Source organism: Limnobacter sp. SAORIC-580 (assembly GCF_013004065.1).
GTDB lineage: Bacteria > Pseudomonadota > Gammaproteobacteria > Burkholderiales > Burkholderiaceae_B > Limnobacter > Limnobacter profundi.
This window is the reverse complement of record NZ_CP053084.1, coordinates 1,412,598-1,428,883: the sequence shown is the minus strand read 5'-3', so window position 1 is coordinate 1,428,883 and position 16,286 is coordinate 1,412,598. Positions and strand designations below refer to the sequence as shown.

Sequence of the window (16,286 nt, the reverse complement as noted above, 5' to 3'; positions counted from 1 at the left end):
ACTGGAGACATTCCCATCATGTTGAAAAAACCGACACAAGTGGTACTGGCTGCCTTGTTGTTACCTACACTGGTAGCAGGTTGTCTGGGTGGTTCAGACAGCAGCAGTTCAACAAGCGGCGGGCGAACAAACCCAAGCCAAGTGGTAGATGGTTTGAATGTAACTGCCACCCCGCAAGGTCAATGTGGTCCGGGCGCAAAGCCTGAAACAGGCATGCAGGGTCGCGTTTCACAAGCTGATCACGATGCCGGTCTGGCTGCTGCGGGTTTTTCATGCAACACACAAATGGTAGGCTCGTTCGCGCCCGAACGAGTGATAGGTACTGTGGGCGGCTTCAAGGTGGAACGCTACCGTGACAAAGCAGGCCGCGACTGTGCATTTGCCGACAGCACCTTGCTGTTCCCCACCAATATTCTGGACATGGAACTGGGCGTGAATGTGTTCGACATGAGCGACCCCACCAGGCCTGTGCGTACTGCCCGCCTTGTTACGCCTGCCATGCTGTCGCCGCATGAATCGCTGGTGGTCAGCCAGGAAGGTGGTGTGTTGGCAGCCGTGTTGGGTAACCCCGCATTTGGCCCAGGCATTGTGGATATTTACGATGTGTCAGAAGACTGTCGCAACCCCGTGTTGAAATCGTCCACGCCTTTGGGTTTGTTTGGCCATGAAAGCGGTATTTCACCCGATGGAAAAACATTCTTCTCGGGTTCACCCTCCACCTCCACACTGGTGGCGCTCGACATTTCCAATCCCAGCCTGCCGCACCCATTGTGGGCCGGGCAATATTCATCACATGGCTTGTCGATCAGCCCTGATGGCAACCGCGCTTATGTAGCCAGCATCGGTGACCCGGCTGGCATGCTGATTCTTGATATTTCAGAAATTCAAGCCCGCAAAGCCAACCCGCAAGTACGTGAAGTTTCACGACTGACTTGGGACACTGTAACAATTCCACAAAACGCCATCCCGTTTACTCGAAACGGCAAGCAATATGTGATGGAGGTGGATGAGTATTCAGGCGGCAATGGCGGCCCTATTCCTGTCGGTATTCATGGTCCCAACGTGGGCGCTGCACGCATTATCGACATTTCGGATGAAACAAAACCCAAAGTGATTTCGAACTTGCGGCTCGATGTGCACAACATCGCCAACCGCGAAGAAATTGCAAGTGACCCCGGTGCGCAGAACCCCACTGGCGGGTACGCTGGGCACTACTGCAACATTCCTACGCGCGTCAACCCAACCATTGTGGCGTGCAGCATGATTTTGTCAGGCTTGAGGATTTTTGATATTCGCGACCCAGCCAACCCTGTTGAAGTGGCTTACTTCAATGCGCCAGTGAAACCGCGTGTGTTAACGTTGCCGGCACCTGCCAGCAACTGGGCCATGTCCAGCCCGGCTTTTGTACCCGAGCGCAAGGAAATTTGGTACACCGATGGCTATCAGGGCTTTTATGTGGTCAAGGTGACCAACAACGCATGGAAATAATTCAAACGGAAATGATGTCAATGAACTTTCAGTATCTCAATCTAGAGGTGGCCGAACGCGTGGCCACAGTCACCATCAACCGCCCAGACAAAGGCAATGCACTGGCCCCCGATGTACTGGAGGAAGTGACCCACATGTTCAATGCGCTGGGTATGCGCCAGGATGTGAATGTGATTGTGTTCACCGGGGGTGAGCGCTACTTTTCAGCAGGCTTTGATTTGAATGAAATTCGCAAGCTGGAGAAGGTTAGCAACGAGGCTTACACTGCTTTGTTTCACCGCGCCTACCGCGCCATCCTGTTTTGTGAGCAGCCTGTAATATGCGCCGTGGGTGGTGCAGCAATTGCTGGCGGCTTTGATTTGACCATGATGTGCGACATCCGCTATGCCTCCACTCGTGCCAAGTTTGGACAACGCGAAATTGTGCTGTCACTGACCCCCATCATGGATCCGCTGTGGCGCATCATTGGCATGGGACGTGCCAAGGAAGTGGCGCTGACTGGTCGTATTTACGATGCGGCAGAAGCCGAGCGCATGGGCTATGTCAGCAAGGTGTTTCCAGAAGGCGAATTGCTCAGCTCCGTTGCGCAAATTGCGCGTGAAATGGCGCAATACGACCGCGCCTGTCTGGCTGAAACGAAACGACTGTCCAATGTGGTGTTGAACCAGGATTTGGACATGTCCATGCGCACGCAGGAATGGTTGTTCAGAAGTTACATTGGTTCCGAGGACAACCACCAGCGCATCGATGCGCTGCAAGCGCAATTGGCTGCAGCACGAAAAGCAAAAAGTTAATCCCGTTCAACTGTAGCGCGCATACTCCACGGGGTCATGCGCGCAAAACAGCTCAACTTCATCGCCACTGCTTTTGACCAGCTCACGCAAACGTGCCTGTGTGGCCACCCGCTCTGCCGGTAACGTTTGCACCAGTTTTTCAAAGAATGCGACGCCTGCGGGCATGGGGTCTTCATGCTTCAAGGCCACTTCACTGCGATGAAAATAAGCATCGCCACAATGCAATAACCACTTGTTGCCCCTGTCCTTGCCCTGCTTCACGGCCACGCCAACGTGGCCGCGCGTGTGGCCAATCAAGGGCACCATCAACAGCTCTATCCCGGCAATGGGGCGAATGGCTTGAAAGCCAAACCAGGTTTCCGCAGGCTTTGAATGAATAACCCACTTGGGCCCATGCTCGAACTGCGCTTTTCTGAAACGCAGGGAATCACGAAGGCTCGGCTTGATCGCATGGCGATGCTCGGGCTCAAACACATGTACTTTGGCCTCTGGAAAATCGCTTAAACCACCGGCATGGTCCAGGTCGAGATGCGTGGGCACAATGTGTTTGACATCGCTGGCATTGAACCCCAAACCCTTCACCTGTTCGATTGCCGTTTCTTCCATTTTCAGTTGCGGCGCCAACATGGCTACAAAGCCAGCACCCAAGCGTCGGTTGGGCTCCAGCACATCACCTGTGCCTACGCCCGTGTCCACCAAAATCAGCCCCTGCTCACTCTCCACCAGCAAACAATGGCACACCATATTCGCCCTTTCAAAAAAACCACCACTGCCATTGATCAAACGTTTGCAAATCGGGCACATGGTGCCGCAATTCATGTGGTGAATTTTCATGAGCAAGGTTCCGTGTAGTTAGAGTAGGTTTAGTTTAAGTTGCAACACCTGAATAATGCACGCAAGTTCTGATTTGCCCACTCAGTTGCTGAGCTCTTGAACCAGCAATTCTGCAAAATAGTCACAAGGCGGGCGTTTTGATTTCAGGCTTCTGGACAGCACCACTTCCACAGGCTGCAAAGGTGGCAAACCCTCGAGTGCACCCAATCGAACCAAGTGGGCAGGCATGCCGCATTGGGCCAGTGGGGCAATCGCGAGGCCCGCATCGACCATGCTGACCAGGCCTTGCACGGCTGGGCTTTCATACGACATGCGATAAGGAATTTTTGCCTGCTGCAAGGCCTTCAGTGCATGGGCACGCGCCGTGCTGCCTTCACCAAACACAGCAAGCGGCAAAGGGCGCTCTTTCCAAATGGTTTTGTTGCTTGGGGAACCCGCCCACACCAGGGGCTCCATGCGCAACAAAATACCAGGGCAACCCTTGGTGCGTGTAATTACAGCCAGATCCACTTCATTGTCTTTGACCATTTGTGCAATGTGCGGACTGGGTCGCCCAACCACTTGTATTTCCACACGGGGATAGGTGGCAGAAAACTTGCGTAGCACAGGCGGCAGCAGAGATGACGCATAATCATCAGGTACACCGATACTGACACGCCCAGTCACAGCTGGCCGGGTTAATTCTGCAAAGGCTTCATCCCGCAAAGCGAGCATTTGTCGGGCATAGCCGAGCAAGGTGTGCCCCTCTGCGGTCAACTCCAGGTTACGCGTGTCGCGCAAAAACAAGGCCTTGCCCAGCAGGCCTTCAAGCCCCTTGATTTGCATGCTGACCGCCGACGACGAACGGTGCACCAATGCTGCGCCCGCCGCAAAACTGCCGGAATCCGCCACCGCCACCAGCATGCTCAATGCATCCAAATCCAGTTTTTTCATTTCGTCAGCTTTTCTGATTAATCAGTTCAATTTAATTCGTTTTACGAAATTTATCTAGTGTTGAATAATCCACTTCGCGATTCACCCAACAAGGACAATTGAAGTGCAAGACCTGAGTTCTCTGTATGCCTTTCTGGTGGTTGGGGGGTTGTTGTCCATCACGCCCGGCCCCAACATGATCTATGTGATCTCGCGCTCTATTACGCAGGGGCGACGCGCCGGGCTGACATCGCTGGGCGGCGTTGTCGTTGGCTACCTTTTTTACATGTTTGGTGCTGCGTTTGGCATTACCGCCTTTTTTAAAACACAGCCCCATGCTGCACAAATTCTAAGTGCATGTGGCGCGGTATACATGGGCTGGCTGGGCTGGAATGCGATTCGCCCCGGGGGGCGCTCCCCGCTTGAAATTCGTGAACAGTTACCGCGCGAACATGCTGGTAAATTGTTTGCCATGGGGGCCACAACCAGCCTGCTTAACCCCAAACTGGCGTTGATTTTCCTTACTTTACTGCCTCAGTTCATCGACGAAACACAAGGCCGGGTATTAGAACAATCGCTGTTTTACGGCGGTTTGCTCATTGCAATGTTTGCAGGTGTGAATGCAGGTATGGCGATATTTTCCGGCAGTATGGCCAATTTCCTGGCCCGAAAACCCGCGTGGCTCTTGGCACAGCGCCTGCTGATGGGAATTACTTTGCTTGCATTGAGTGCCGAGATGGCAATACAAGCCATGGGTTGATATGCTTGGTTTGTTGTAGAAGTATCAGCCAAGGAATTTGATCATGTCACAAGCGGCCATGCCACTGTTTCCGCTCACCACGGTGTTGTTCCCACAAGGTGTTTTAAATCTTCAAATTTTCGAGGTTCGTTATCTCGACTTGATGAAAAAATGCCTGCGCGACAACACACCATTTGGTGTGGTCAGCCTGCTGGACGGCAATGAGGTGCGCCGCCCCGACGAGAAAATTCAACTGGCCAAGATTGGCACACTGGTCAACATTGAAAAACACGAGTTTGTGACTCCCACGCTGATAGAAATTTCAACAGTGGGCAGCCAGCGATTCAAGTTATTGAATGCCACGCAAGAGAAGAACGGTTTGTGGATGGGCGAAATTCAAACCTTGCCAGCCGACCCAGTGGTAGAAATTCCAGACTACCTCCAAGGCAGTGCAAATGCCCTGGCACGGCTGATCAACTCGATCGATGAAAATGAAATTGCTGAGGAACAGCTGCCATTTCGCAAACCGTACAAGCTGATGGATTGCGGCTGGGTGGCCAACCGCTGGTGCGAACTGTTGCCATTGGACAAACCCACCAAGCTGCAATTGCTGGCTTTGGACAACCCTCTGCTGCGGCTGGAGTTGATTGACGATACTTTGGCCGCCCAGGGTTTGCTCAAGTCGTGATTACAACCTTGCCCACCACTTTCCGATCAAGTAAATCCTGCAGGGCCTGAGCGCCCTGTTCAAGTGAATACACTTTGGACACCAGCGGTTTCAATTTGCCTTGTTCTATCAGGGCAAACATGTCGCCAAGGTCTTTAATGAAATCAAACAATTGTCGATTCACAAACTCGCCCCAAAACACACCCACAATTGAAGCCCCTTTCAGCAAGGGCAAATTCAGTGGAATGCTTGGAATTTCACCGTCTGCAAAACCGATCACCAGGTAACGCCCATTCCAGCCAATGCTTCGAAATGCAGGCTCGGCAAACTTGCCACCCACAGGATCAAAAATTACATTTGGACCTTTCCCGGCAGTGAGTTCTTTCACACGTTCGCGCAAATCCTCAGTGCTGTAATTGATTAAGTCATCGGCACCATTTTCTTTGCAAATGGCCAGTTTTTCAGCACCGGATGCCGCCGCAATCACTTTGGCACCCAAGGCTTTGGCAATTTGAATCGCCGCCAGGCCTACACCACCCGCAGCACCCAACACCAACAGGGTTTCGCCCTCTTTCAATTGGGCGCGGCCCTTCAGTGCATGGTAGGAAGTACCGTAGGCCAGAGTGAAAGATGCAGCGGTTTCGAAACCGATTGCGGGTGGCATGGGAATGATCTGCTTGGCCTGCACCAGCACCTTCTCGGCGAAGGCACCATGGGTGCACATGGCAATCACACGATCACCCACTTTCACATTCTTTACGCCTTCACCAAGCGCAGCCACTACACCTGCCAATTCAGCGCCTGGCGCAAACGGCAACGCAGGTTTGAACTGGTACTTGCCCTGAATGATCAGCGCATCCGGAAAATTGACACCGGCGGCTTTCATGTCCACCACCACTTGGCCAGGCCCCGGCTGCGGGTCGGCTGTTTCCTGGAACACCAAGGTGTTGGGTAGGCCCAAGCTGTTGCACATCAATGCTTTCATTGTTTTGTCTCCTTTTTACTTTTTTATTTGGGCAGCGTTGGGTTCTGCTGATTCAAAATTTCTTTCATCCGGGTTTCAATCACCGGGAACATATAGCTGTGCGGAATCACATAGAAGCGCTTTTCAGCAATCGCATTGAACGTTTCTACAGCCATGTCATCGGCGGTCAATTGCCCGCTGGCAATGGCCTTGCCAATTCGTTTGTTCAACTGCGCTGTCAAACCTTCAATCGGCTTGGTTTGTGCCACATCACCGGGCCGGTTGCGCTCAGAATTTCCAATACCAGTGGGCACCCAAGCCGGGCACAACAAAGAAACGCCGATGGGCGATTGGGTCATTTGCAGCTCAAGACTTAAGGTTTCGCTCAATGTGACCACGCCATGCTTGCTTACATTGTAGGCCGCCATGCCCGGGTTGGACACAAGGCCTGCAACCGATGCTGTATTCACAATGTGTGCCGGGCCACCTTGAGCCTGCATACGCGGCAGGAACTCCGAAATACCGTGAACAACACTCCACAAATTCACTTGCAGAATCCATTCCCAATCGGCCACGGTGTGTTCCCACGTGGTGCGAGCCAAAGCAACACCTGCATTGTTGAACAACAAATGAACCTGATTGAACTTGCCATAAGCCGCATCAGCCAATGCCTTGATTTCTGCTGCATGACGCACGTCAGTGCGCAAGGCCAGTACACGATCAGCGGGAAGACTCAGTTGTTCTGCTGCGGCTTGAAGTGCTGCCTCATCAATATCGGCCAACACCAGGCTCATGCCTTGTGCAGCGGCGTGTTTGGCCAAGGCAAAACCAATACCGCTGGCCGCCCCGGTGATCACGGCGGTTTTGCCGTTGAAGTTGTTCATTGTTTGTTGTCTCCAAATTGCTTTTCGTTTTAATCATAGACCTGCCAAGCGATCCACACAGTTACTGCAGCAGATAATTCACCGGAGTTAAATTGGGAGGCAAATCCTTTTTGTTCAGGCTTTCTAGCAAGTCCACTTCAATGACACGAACCAGTGTATTCAAAGGCAAGTCGTTGTCGAGCAGTCCAAACGGTTCCTCCAATTCATCGCCCAGGTAATCAAGACCAAAAAAGGTGTATGCAATGGTGGCCACAATCAAGGGGGTCAAAAAATTTAGGCTGGGTGCCAGTGAAAAAGGAAGCAGCAAACAGAACAACCATGCGGTACGCCTTAACAACAGGGAATATGCAAAGGGTGTTGGCGTAGTTTTTATGCGTTCGCACGCCCCCTGCACAGCGGCCAGCGCACTCACCTTCTGGCTCAGTATTTGATACACGATGTCAGAAATCAAACCTTGACGGTACAAGCCCGCCAAGCGTGCATCAAATAACTGCAGAACTCCATTGGGCACATTGCGGGACATCTGGATCGACGTTTTGTCAGATTCATTCAGCCATTTCGAAGCCGCCTGTGCTTCATCTTGATCACGAAGACGGGCGGCCAAAGCATGGGAAAATCCAATCAACAAACTGACCAAAACTTCGCGCTGGGCCACATTTGGAAACAGTGCTGCAAGCTCCCGGGCCAAATTTCGGGAATGCACGATCAAATCGCCCCAATGCTTGCGTGCCTCCCACCAACGATCGTAGCAGGCATTGTTTCTGAAACCTAAAAACACGGATAAAGCCAAACCCAAAATGGAAAAGGTACCCAGGCCAGCGTTCAAAAACTCTATGGGTTCTCCATGGGACCACCACACCACAAGGCATGACAACAATGCAATGGCCACCACTTTCCAGGCAATGTGACGAACCACGGAGCCACGAAGAATGAATAGAAGTTGATACGCACGGGGGCGGGGTCGAACAATCATGGCGCGCTTTGCTGTAGCAGTAATAGACCTTTCGATTATTGCCCAAGTCTGGCCGTTATATGGCACCGACACGACGAACTCTTTTCAAGAACGGAAAATCATGTTGCAATTTGGGAATGAAACACACCAACTCCAGTCTCCGGGTATTTATTCTCCTCACAGGCTTGCTGCTTGGCCCGTCAAGCTGGGCTACCTGCGCCTACGCCACCATACCCAATCCCCACCCCGATGGCATCGGCAAATCCTATTGCGAACGCCAAATTTCGAAGGTGATGGGTTGGCAAGGCGCGCCTTGGCTTGAGCGGCCGCAGCGCCTTCAAGAAGAGCGCACTGATTTACTGATCCAAAAATTGAATTTAAAACCCGGCATGGTGGTGGGCGACATTGGCGCTGGTACCGGGCACATTGCGCAAATGATGGCTGAGAAAATTGGCCCCAACGGTGTAGCGTGGGTTGTGGATATTCAACCGCAAATGATCAAAATGCTGCAAAAGAAGGCAGAGGGTTTGCCCAAAGGCCGAATGCAAATTCGGCAGTCCAGCGAGAAAAACCTGAACCTGCCCGACCGAATTCTGGATGTGGCGATTATGGTGGATGTGTATCACGAGCTTGAGTACCCACGTGAAACGCTTCAATCACTGATGAAAGCTGTTAAAAAAGGCGGAAAAATCGTGTTTGTGGAATACCGCGCCTTTGACCCGGATGTGCCTATCAAACCATTGCACACCATGAGCGTGGCGCAGGTTCAAAAAGAAGCGGAAGACCTTGGGCTGAAATACGAGAAAGCCGAAAGCCTCAGCTGGCAGAACATGATAACTTTCATCAATCCGTAGTTGATTCATTCAACCAGCGCAACACGCCTTGCCCGGCAGCCATTCCTGTTGCAAAACAGGCGGTGAGCAAATAACCACCTGTGGGTGCCTCCCAGTCCAGCATTTCACCTGCGACAAAAGTACCGGGCTTGTTGGTCAGCATGTAATTGTTGTTCATGCTTTCGAAGCGCACACCGCCTGCCGTGCTAATGGCTTCATCAATTGGCCGCACTGCGTGAACGGTGATCGGCAGTGCCTTGATGGTTGAAACCAGTTTTTCCAAATTCTTGAACTCGTCTTTGCCAAGTACTTCATGCAGCAAAGCCAACTTAACACCGGCAATACCCAGTTTATTTTTGAAATAGCTGGACATGGACTGACTGCTGCGTGCCCACCCCGCCAATTCTGCTCGAACACGGTCAAGGCTGCGCCCAGGCAATAAATCGAGCGCAAAAGTTGCATCGCCCTGCGCATTCAAGCGTTGGCGAATTTCCCGACTGAAGGCGTAAACAAGGCTGCCTTCTACAACATGCTCACCAATCACCATTTCACCCTGTCGCTCAATTACCTGGCCCTGCAGGCTGGTAAATTTCAAGGCGACCGACTTCAACGGTGCGCCTGCAAATTTTTCGCGCAGGTAATCACTCCAGCTCACCTCAAAGCCGCAATTTGCACTTTCAAGCTCAGCAACTTCAACCCCTGAATTGCGCAGCCAAGGCACCCAGGCCCCATCAGAACCCAACTTGGGCCAACTGGCTCCACCCAAGGCAAGCACTGTGGCCCTGGGTAAATGTTCAACAAAACCATTTGGTGTTGAAAACTGCAATTGCCCCTTCTCATTCCAGCCTTGCCACCTGTGGCGAACATGCATGCGCACGCCCTTGCCTCTCAAGCGGTGCAGCCAGGCACGCAACAAAGGCGCTGCTTTCATTTCTTTCGGAAACACCCTGCCAGAAGTACCCACAAATGTTTCAATGCCCAGTTCATGCACCCATTCGCACAATCGCTCGGGCGGCAGTAAATCAAGTGTGGTTTGTAAATGGGGAAGCCTGTCCGCATAGCGGGTGCAAAACTTTGCATAGTCTTCGCTGTGGGTAATGTTCAAACCACCAATACCGGCAAGCAAAAACTTGCGGCCAAACGATGGCATTGCATCAAACACATCCACTTGCACACCCGCATTGCTAAGCACTTCTGCGGCCATCAGGCCTGCAGGGCCGCCACCCACTATGGCCACCGTTGTATTCGAGTTTTGAAACATAGCCTGCGGCTTTCAGTTGGTGAGCTGCTTGAGTAGATATTCAGTATGTGTGCTCTCAATTATAAAGCATCCACCCCACAGACCCCATTGTGACAGGTTCATGACTTGTTACTTAGGGTGTGGCCACTGAATCCTTTCACTGCTCGAGCGAGTATTACTAACTTGTAGCATCAGAAGTAAACGGAGTTGGTAATGGCTGGTATGCACAATGAACTCAGGGCAATCGAGCGGCAGGGCTTATCGCGGCGGGTGTTTCTTAGAAACATGCTGCTGACAGCAGGCAGTATTTCTGCTGCACAATGGCTAACAGCTTGCGGCGGCGGATCTTCAGGTACGAGCTCCTCAGGCGTAGCTCCGAGTGGATCGGGTGCCCCCCGAACCAGCCCGTTTGCATCCATGGGCCCCCTGCTGCCACCCGATGCCAACGGCATTCAATTACCCGCTGGTTTCACATCTCGGGTAGTTGCCGTTTTTAACGAGCCCCCTTTACCCTCCCAGCCCGATTTCCGTTGGCATTCAGACCCCGATGGTGGTGCCGTGTTTGCAACTGAAGATGGTGGCTGGATTTATGTATCAAATTCCGAAGCCCGAGACGCCACAACAGCATTTGGTCAAATACCTGCAGAGCTATCGGCAATTCGCCGACTGGCCAGCCGCGATTCGCTGATGGCACTCAGCCCGATCACCAACGCCATAAGCGGTTTGGTGAACACATTGCTGCCAGGCGGCATACCTTTGCTGCTGCCGTTTGCCGGGGGTGCCAGTGCACTGCGGTTTGATCAAGGTGGCAATTTGATTGATGCCTACCCTGTGCAACGAAACACCTCTACCAACTGTTCTGGCGCTGCCACCCCTTGGGGCACCTGGATAAATGGCGAGGAAATTCTCGACGGCTATATGTTTGAATGCAGCCCACTTCGAAACGGCGGTGAACCCATCCGCCTGGACAGATTCGGCCGCAAAGCGCATGAACAAGTGGCTTTTGATGTAGAGCGTCGTGCGATTTATCACACAGAAGACATCACCGGCGAAGATCGCTTTTACCGAAACATTTACACCGAGAACGAATGGCCCAGAAACGGTCGCCCCGATCTGACACGCGGCAAACTTCAAGTGTTGTCTGTGCCGGCGGGCATTGATGCTGCGCGTCAGGGACCAACACCAATTGTTTGGCTGGATGCGATTGACGACGGGCGACCACAGGCCGATGTTTACTTGGCGGAATCCACAATTTTTGCGGGCAATGAAGGTGTGTGGTTCGTCAACGGATTTGTATATTTTTCCACCAAAGTGGACAGCAATGTGTGGGCCATTGACGTGGCCAGGGGCACCATTGAAAGCATTTACGATCCCACAGACGGACCCATCGGCTCGCCCGTAGACCCGGCTGAACCCAAGATGATGGGCGTCGATAACCTCTCGATGACCCTCGACGGCGAAATGATTGTGGTGGAGGACGGGGGCGACATGCGTGCCATGGTGCTTCTGCCAGACCGCAGCACCATTCCACTGCTTCGCTTGCCAGGAGATGCAGGTGGAACCGAGGTCACAGGCCCCGCATTTTCACCCGACGGACGCAGGCTTTATGTGTCCAATCAGCGGGCACTTCGAAACGGTGAAACAGTGTCATTTGGCCAAGGTGGTGTGCTCTACGAGATCACCATGCCGTTTTCAGTGCGTGTTAACCCACCCATGGCGCGCGCCATGCCATCTGCATAAAGAGAGCGATTGACTTACCCAATCGACATTGCGGAAAAGCTGTCGATTGGGAACCAGCTCACCGTTTCATCAAATCTGAACCCTCGTCCCCAGTTCTACTACCGCGTTTGATGGCAACTTGAAGAAGTCAACCACGCCGCCCGCATTACGGCTCATGGTTGCAAACAATTGCTCGCGCCACTTGGCCATGCCGGAACCGGGTGTGGGTACAACCGTCTCGCGACTTAAAAAGTAAGTGGTTTCAAACAGCGAAATTTTCAGGCCCACTTCATCCGTCAACTCCAGTGCTTTGGGAATATCCGGCGTATTCATGAAGCCATAGCGCACGGTCACCTGCCAGAAGCCACGGCTTAGCGATTTCACTTCAACCCGGTTCAAATTCCCTACCCAGGGCACGCTTTCAAAAACCACAGTCAGCATCACATTCGATGCATGCAACACCTGGTTGTGTTTCAAGTTGTGAAGCAAAGCCATGGGCACTTTGTCAGGGTCAGCCACCGGGTACACCGCAGTGCGGTAAGCGCGGTTAATCTGTTCCACATTCAGCGTGGGCAAAAATTCGCTCAAATCAATGCCGTCTTTCTGAATGCTTTTCATCAGCAATTTGCGGCCTCGCCACCAGGTCGACATCACCACAAACAAGGCCAGGCCCAACACAATCGGGAACCAGCCACCATCGAACAACTTGAAGGCACAGCTGACCACCAGCAGTATGTCAATCAAAATGAAGAAAATGGTTGCACCCACGGACAACCAGGCTGGCAAACCCCAACTGTGGCGAATCACAAAATAGGTCAGCGTGGTAGTAATCAACATGGTCAGGGTGACCGCAATACCATACGCACCCGCCAGGTTGGACGACGTTTTAAACATCAACACCGCCAACAACACACCTGCCAGCAACAACCAGTTCACAGCGGGCATATAAATTTGGCCCGACTCCTTGGCCGAGGTGTATTGAATTTTCATACGCGGCAAAAAGCCCAGTTGAATGGCTTGTTTGCTCATGGAGTACGCGCCGGAAATAACCGCCTGGGATGCGATAATGGCGGCCATGGTGGCCAGGCACAGTACGGGGATTACCCAGGCATCAGGAAAAGAACGGTAAAACGGATTTTCAATCGCATCCGGTTGGGCAATCAGCAAGGCGCCCTGCCCCAGATAATTCAAGGCCAAACAAGGAAACACCAAAAACGTCCAGGCCAGGCGAATCGGCTTTTTTCCGAAATGCCCCATGTCCGCATACAGCGCCTCTGCACCAGTCAAAGCCAGCACAATTGCGCCAAATGCTGCAAACAAACCCCACCCCCTATCGAAAATGAATTGAATGCCGTGTACAGGGTTCAGGGCATGAAGAATTTCAGGCGCACTGACAATATTGACCACACCCACTGCACCCAAAGTAGCAAACCACAGCACAATGATGGGGCCGAAGAAACGCCCCACCACGGAAGTTCCATAGCGCTGTACGGCGAAAAGGCCCATCAGGATCAACACACTGATGGGAATGATGTAGGGCGTTAAGGTGGGTGTAACCAGCGTCAGCCCTTCCATGGCGCCCAGTACAGAAATGGCAGGAGTAATGACGCTGTCGCCATAAAACAAGGTGGCACCGAACACACCAATCAGCAGCAACACAGTTTTCAGTTTCGGGTTTTTGCGCACCGCCTCTGACGCCAGAGCGGTAAGTGCCAGGCCGCCGCCTTCACCATGGTTGTCGGCCTTCAAAATCAGGATCACATACTTCAAGGTGACCACCAACATCAATGCCCAGAAAATCACGGAAATGGCACCCGTCAGGTTCTCGGGATTCAGGGGTACCCCGCTGTTTTCGCCAAATACTTCTTTGACTGTGTAGAGGGGGCTGGTGCCGATGTCGCCGTACACCACGCCAATCGCACCCAAGGTGAGTGCAGCCAGGCCGGCCTTGGTTTTGTCTGTTGATTCTGGTTTGTTCATGGTTGTAACGCACTTGCACTGTGTAAACAGCCTGCATCATGTGCTGCAACATATAAGGAAGTTATAAGGAAACCCGGGAGGGAACCTAGGCGCCTGCCAACATGCGGTAACCCACACCAGTTTCCGTCAAAATAAAGTGTGGGTCTGCCGGGTTATTCTCGATTTTCGCACGCAGCTGGCCTACATACAGGCGGGTGTATTGTGTGTACTCCAGGTACTCGGGGCCCCACACATCAGCCAGCAATTGCCGGTGGCTTACCGCCTGCCCAGCACTTCGCACCAGGCGCGCCAGCAGTTCATACTCAGTGGGCGTTAACTTAATTTCAGCACCATGCAAGGTAATTTCACGCTTCAGCAAATCAACATTCAAACCATCACGCTGATACAACAAAGTGGCTGGCTGCGCCAAATTACCTCGGTGGCGCAAGGCGACACGAATGCGAGCCAACAACTCCCCCACGCTGAATGGCTTCACCAGATAATCATCGGCCCCTGCGTCAAGCAACTCAATTTTGCTCTCCTCGTGCGGGCGCGCCGAAATCACAATCACAGGTGCACTGCCTGCCCTGCGGGCCAGCTCCAGAAAACTTTTCCCATCGCCATCGGGCAAACCCAAATCGAGTAAATACAAATCAAACGCCTGCCCTGCAGGCTGATTCGCCAACAAGGCCTTGGCTTCTGACAAACTGGCTGCGGTGACCACTGAATGCCCTTCTGTGCTCAAGCTGTTGCGCAGGGCCTTGCCCAGCTCCCGGTCATCTTCAATCAACAAAATACGAATGCTCATGCGCCTTGTTCCTGTGCCTCAGCCAAGGGCAATGTGAATATGGCCAACACACCTTGTCCTGCAATTGCAGGTGTAGAAAAACTCAAACACCCTGCGTGAACTTGCGCCACGGCATGGCATAGCTGTAGACCAATGCCCATGCCCCGGGATTCATCACCCTGCAATTTGTGCTGGCCTTGCATGCCTACACCACGATCAGACACCTGAAACACAACATCACCTTGCTGTTGCAAAACATTCAGTTCAACTGAACAAGGTGCCCCCGAATGTTTGATTGCATTGTCGATCAAGTTATCCAACACCTGCTCCACCAGAACCATGTTGCAATTCAGCAGCGGCAAGCCCGCAGCAACTTTCACAGTGGGTAAATACACGGCTTTTCGTTTTCTCAGGCGTTGCAGCACAGCCGCCACAATGTCTTCCACCGATTCCAGTTGCGTAGGCACCTGTACTTGTTCACCACTTAACCGTGCCAAGGTCAGTGTGTTGTCGGTCAGGCGCGCAACCTGCTGGGTTTCCTCTTGTATCAACTCGGCGTAATGCCGAATCTCGTCTTTGCTCAAGCGATCTGTCTGCTCAAGAATCGCCGAAGCGGAAGTCATGATGCTGGCCAGCGGCGTTCGCTGATCGTGCGCAATCGATGTTAAAAACAGGCTGCGGGTTTTCTGTGTTTGTGCCGATTCTCGTGCACTTTGGGCACGCAGCGCATTGTCTCGCCGATCGCAGGCCAGACCCATCTGATCCAGCAATGCCTGCGCATCACGAACCCACAAAGCCTCGTTAAAATCAATATCACCGCCGACACACACGCACACTCCGTACGCTTTCGATTTTCCACGCATGGGCAGGTACAAGTCTTCCAAATTGTCATATCGCCCAGTGCTTTTTCCCAATGCTTTGTTCTCTTGCAAGCAAGCATCAAAGGCTTTAATTTGCGTGGCGTTCAGCGATTCAAGCTCAGAAGAAGTAAACCCCACCAACACTTGGGTAGAACCCTCAGCCAGACCAAGCAACAATTGGTGCAAATCGGAAAGCAGTTGTTGCGGATTATCAAACTCGCGCAGTTTTTCGCTCCACTGCATTAACTGCAAAGTGCGCTGCGCCTGCTGCCGTTCAAGCGCTGCAATTTGCTTTTGCCGACGCAATAAATACGTAATCAACCACGACACACCCATCATCGTGATCAGCAAAATGCCATGCTCGTGAAGGTCAACATGAAAAGTGTGCACGGGTGGCACCATTTGGTAGTTGAACATAAGCACAGCAAGCGCGCTAAGCGCAAGTGAAAGTGACAAGGGCAACAACAGGGAATAAATCGATGAGACCAGAATAAGCACCACAGGCGCGTTGGCAAGCGTGACCCAGTCGTGGGGGTAGGCCAGCACCAACATCAGGGCGGCCCACAAGGTAAAACCCAGTATCCCTATCAACAACCCCGTCGGTTTCATGAATTCAATTCATCCAATGCAGCAACGCCTTCGCTTAACGCCAAG

15 protein-coding genes are annotated in these 16,286 nt (G+C 52.6%); 6 read left to right on the top strand and 9 right to left on the bottom strand.

What is annotated here, in order from left to right:
• Positions 1 to 18: 18 nt before the first annotated feature.
• Positions 19 to 1,488 (top strand): LVIVD repeat-containing protein, encoded by a 1,470-nt coding sequence (locus HKT17_RS06610; RefSeq protein WP_171098765.1) that lies wholly within the window; start codon positions 19 to 21, stop codon positions 1,486 to 1,488.
• Positions 1,479 to 2,282 (top strand): enoyl-CoA hydratase/isomerase family protein, encoded by an 804-nt coding sequence (locus tag HKT17_RS06605; RefSeq protein WP_205882518.1) that lies wholly within the window; start codon positions 1,479 to 1,481, stop codon positions 2,280 to 2,282. Before HKT17_RS06610 ends, HKT17_RS06605 begins: the two co-directional genes overlap by 10 nt.
• Before the next feature lie 6 nt (positions 2,283 to 2,288).
• Here the strand turns inward: HKT17_RS06605 and HKT17_RS06600 are convergent, their stop codons facing one another.
• Both HKT17_RS06600 and HKT17_RS06595 read right to left on the bottom strand, forming a co-directional pair.
• Positions 2,289 to 3,116, bottom strand: coding sequence for an MBL fold metallo-hydrolase (locus tag HKT17_RS06600; RefSeq protein ID WP_171098761.1), 828 nt, complete (start codon positions 3,114 to 3,116; stop codon positions 2,289 to 2,291).
• Between the two features lie 81 nt (positions 3,117 to 3,197).
• Positions 3,198 to 4,049: a LysR substrate-binding domain-containing protein gene (locus HKT17_RS06595; RefSeq protein WP_171098759.1), complete on the bottom strand. Its 852-nt coding sequence runs from the start codon at positions 4,047 to 4,049 to the stop codon at positions 3,198 to 3,200.
• A gap of 103 nt (positions 4,050 to 4,152) precedes the next feature.
• Here HKT17_RS06595 and HKT17_RS06590 point away from each other — a divergent pair, with 103 nt between their 5' ends.
• Positions 4,153 to 4,788 carry a LysE family translocator gene (locus HKT17_RS06590; protein WP_171098758.1) on the top strand — a complete coding sequence of 212 codons (636 nt, stop codon included), beginning with the start codon at positions 4,153 to 4,155 and terminating at the stop codon, positions 4,786 to 4,788.
• Between the two features lie 43 nt (positions 4,789 to 4,831).
• Complete coding sequence (locus HKT17_RS06585) at positions 4,832 to 5,455, top strand: LON peptidase substrate-binding domain-containing protein (protein WP_171098756.1); 624 nt, start codon at positions 4,832 to 4,834, stop codon at positions 5,453 to 5,455.
• On the opposite strand, the gene HKT17_RS06580 is transcribed toward HKT17_RS06585, so the two are convergent.
• The 3 genes from HKT17_RS06580 to HKT17_RS06570 all read right to left on the bottom strand — a co-directional run bounded on the left by HKT17_RS06580 (position 5,445) and on the right by HKT17_RS06570 (position 8,255).
• Positions 5,445 to 6,419 carry an NADPH:quinone oxidoreductase family protein gene (locus tag HKT17_RS06580; protein WP_171098754.1) on the bottom strand — a complete coding sequence of 325 codons (975 nt, stop codon included), beginning with the start codon at positions 6,417 to 6,419 and terminating at the stop codon, positions 5,445 to 5,447. The genes HKT17_RS06585 and HKT17_RS06580 overlap by 11 nt on opposite strands.
• A gap of 23 nt (positions 6,420 to 6,442) precedes the next feature.
• Entirely contained in the window at positions 6,443 to 7,282 is an 840-nt protein-coding gene (locus HKT17_RS06575; RefSeq protein ID WP_171098751.1) for an SDR family NAD(P)-dependent oxidoreductase, read from the bottom strand.
• Positions 7,283 to 7,343: 61 nt separating this feature from the next.
• The gene (locus HKT17_RS06570; protein WP_171098750.1) at positions 7,344 to 8,255 is read right to left on the bottom strand and encodes a bestrophin family protein; all 912 of its coding nucleotides are present in this window, start codon (positions 8,253 to 8,255) and stop codon (positions 7,344 to 7,346) included.
• A 116-nt stretch (positions 8,256 to 8,371) separates the two neighbouring features.
• Between HKT17_RS06570 and HKT17_RS06565 the strand changes: the two genes are divergently transcribed.
• Complete coding sequence (locus HKT17_RS06565) at positions 8,372 to 9,088, top strand: class I SAM-dependent methyltransferase (RefSeq protein WP_240605700.1); 717 nt, start codon at positions 8,372 to 8,374, stop codon at positions 9,086 to 9,088.
• On the opposite strand, the gene HKT17_RS06560 is transcribed toward HKT17_RS06565, so the two are convergent.
• The gene (locus HKT17_RS06560) at positions 9,078 to 10,328 is read right to left on the bottom strand and encodes a TIGR03862 family flavoprotein (RefSeq protein ID WP_171098748.1); all 1,251 of its coding nucleotides are present in this window, start codon (positions 10,326 to 10,328) and stop codon (positions 9,078 to 9,080) included. The genes HKT17_RS06565 and HKT17_RS06560 overlap by 11 nt on opposite strands.
• A gap of 264 nt (positions 10,329 to 10,592) precedes the next feature.
• Here HKT17_RS06560 and HKT17_RS06555 point away from each other — a divergent pair, with 264 nt between their 5' ends.
• Positions 10,593 to 12,047 (top strand): alkaline phosphatase PhoX, encoded by a 1,455-nt coding sequence (locus tag HKT17_RS06555; RefSeq protein ID WP_205882517.1) that lies wholly within the window; start codon positions 10,593 to 10,595, stop codon positions 12,045 to 12,047.
• Positions 12,048 to 12,116: 69 nt separating this feature from the next.
• On the opposite strand, the gene HKT17_RS06550 is transcribed toward HKT17_RS06555, so the two are convergent.
• From HKT17_RS06550 to HKT17_RS06540, 3 genes are all read right to left on the bottom strand, one after another.
• On the bottom strand, positions 12,117 to 14,006 hold the full coding sequence (locus HKT17_RS06550) for a potassium transporter Kup (RefSeq protein ID WP_171098744.1): 1,890 nt from the start codon (positions 14,004 to 14,006) through the stop codon (positions 12,117 to 12,119).
• A gap of 85 nt (positions 14,007 to 14,091) precedes the next feature.
• On the bottom strand, positions 14,092 to 14,793 hold the full coding sequence (locus HKT17_RS06545) for a response regulator (RefSeq protein ID WP_171098741.1): 702 nt from the start codon (positions 14,791 to 14,793) through the stop codon (positions 14,092 to 14,094).
• The gene (locus HKT17_RS06540; RefSeq protein WP_171098739.1) at positions 14,790 to 16,241 is read right to left on the bottom strand and encodes a sensor histidine kinase; all 1,452 of its coding nucleotides are present in this window, start codon (positions 16,239 to 16,241) and stop codon (positions 14,790 to 14,792) included. Before HKT17_RS06540 ends, HKT17_RS06545 begins: the two co-directional genes overlap by 4 nt.
• Positions 16,242 to 16,286 lie beyond the last annotated feature (45 nt).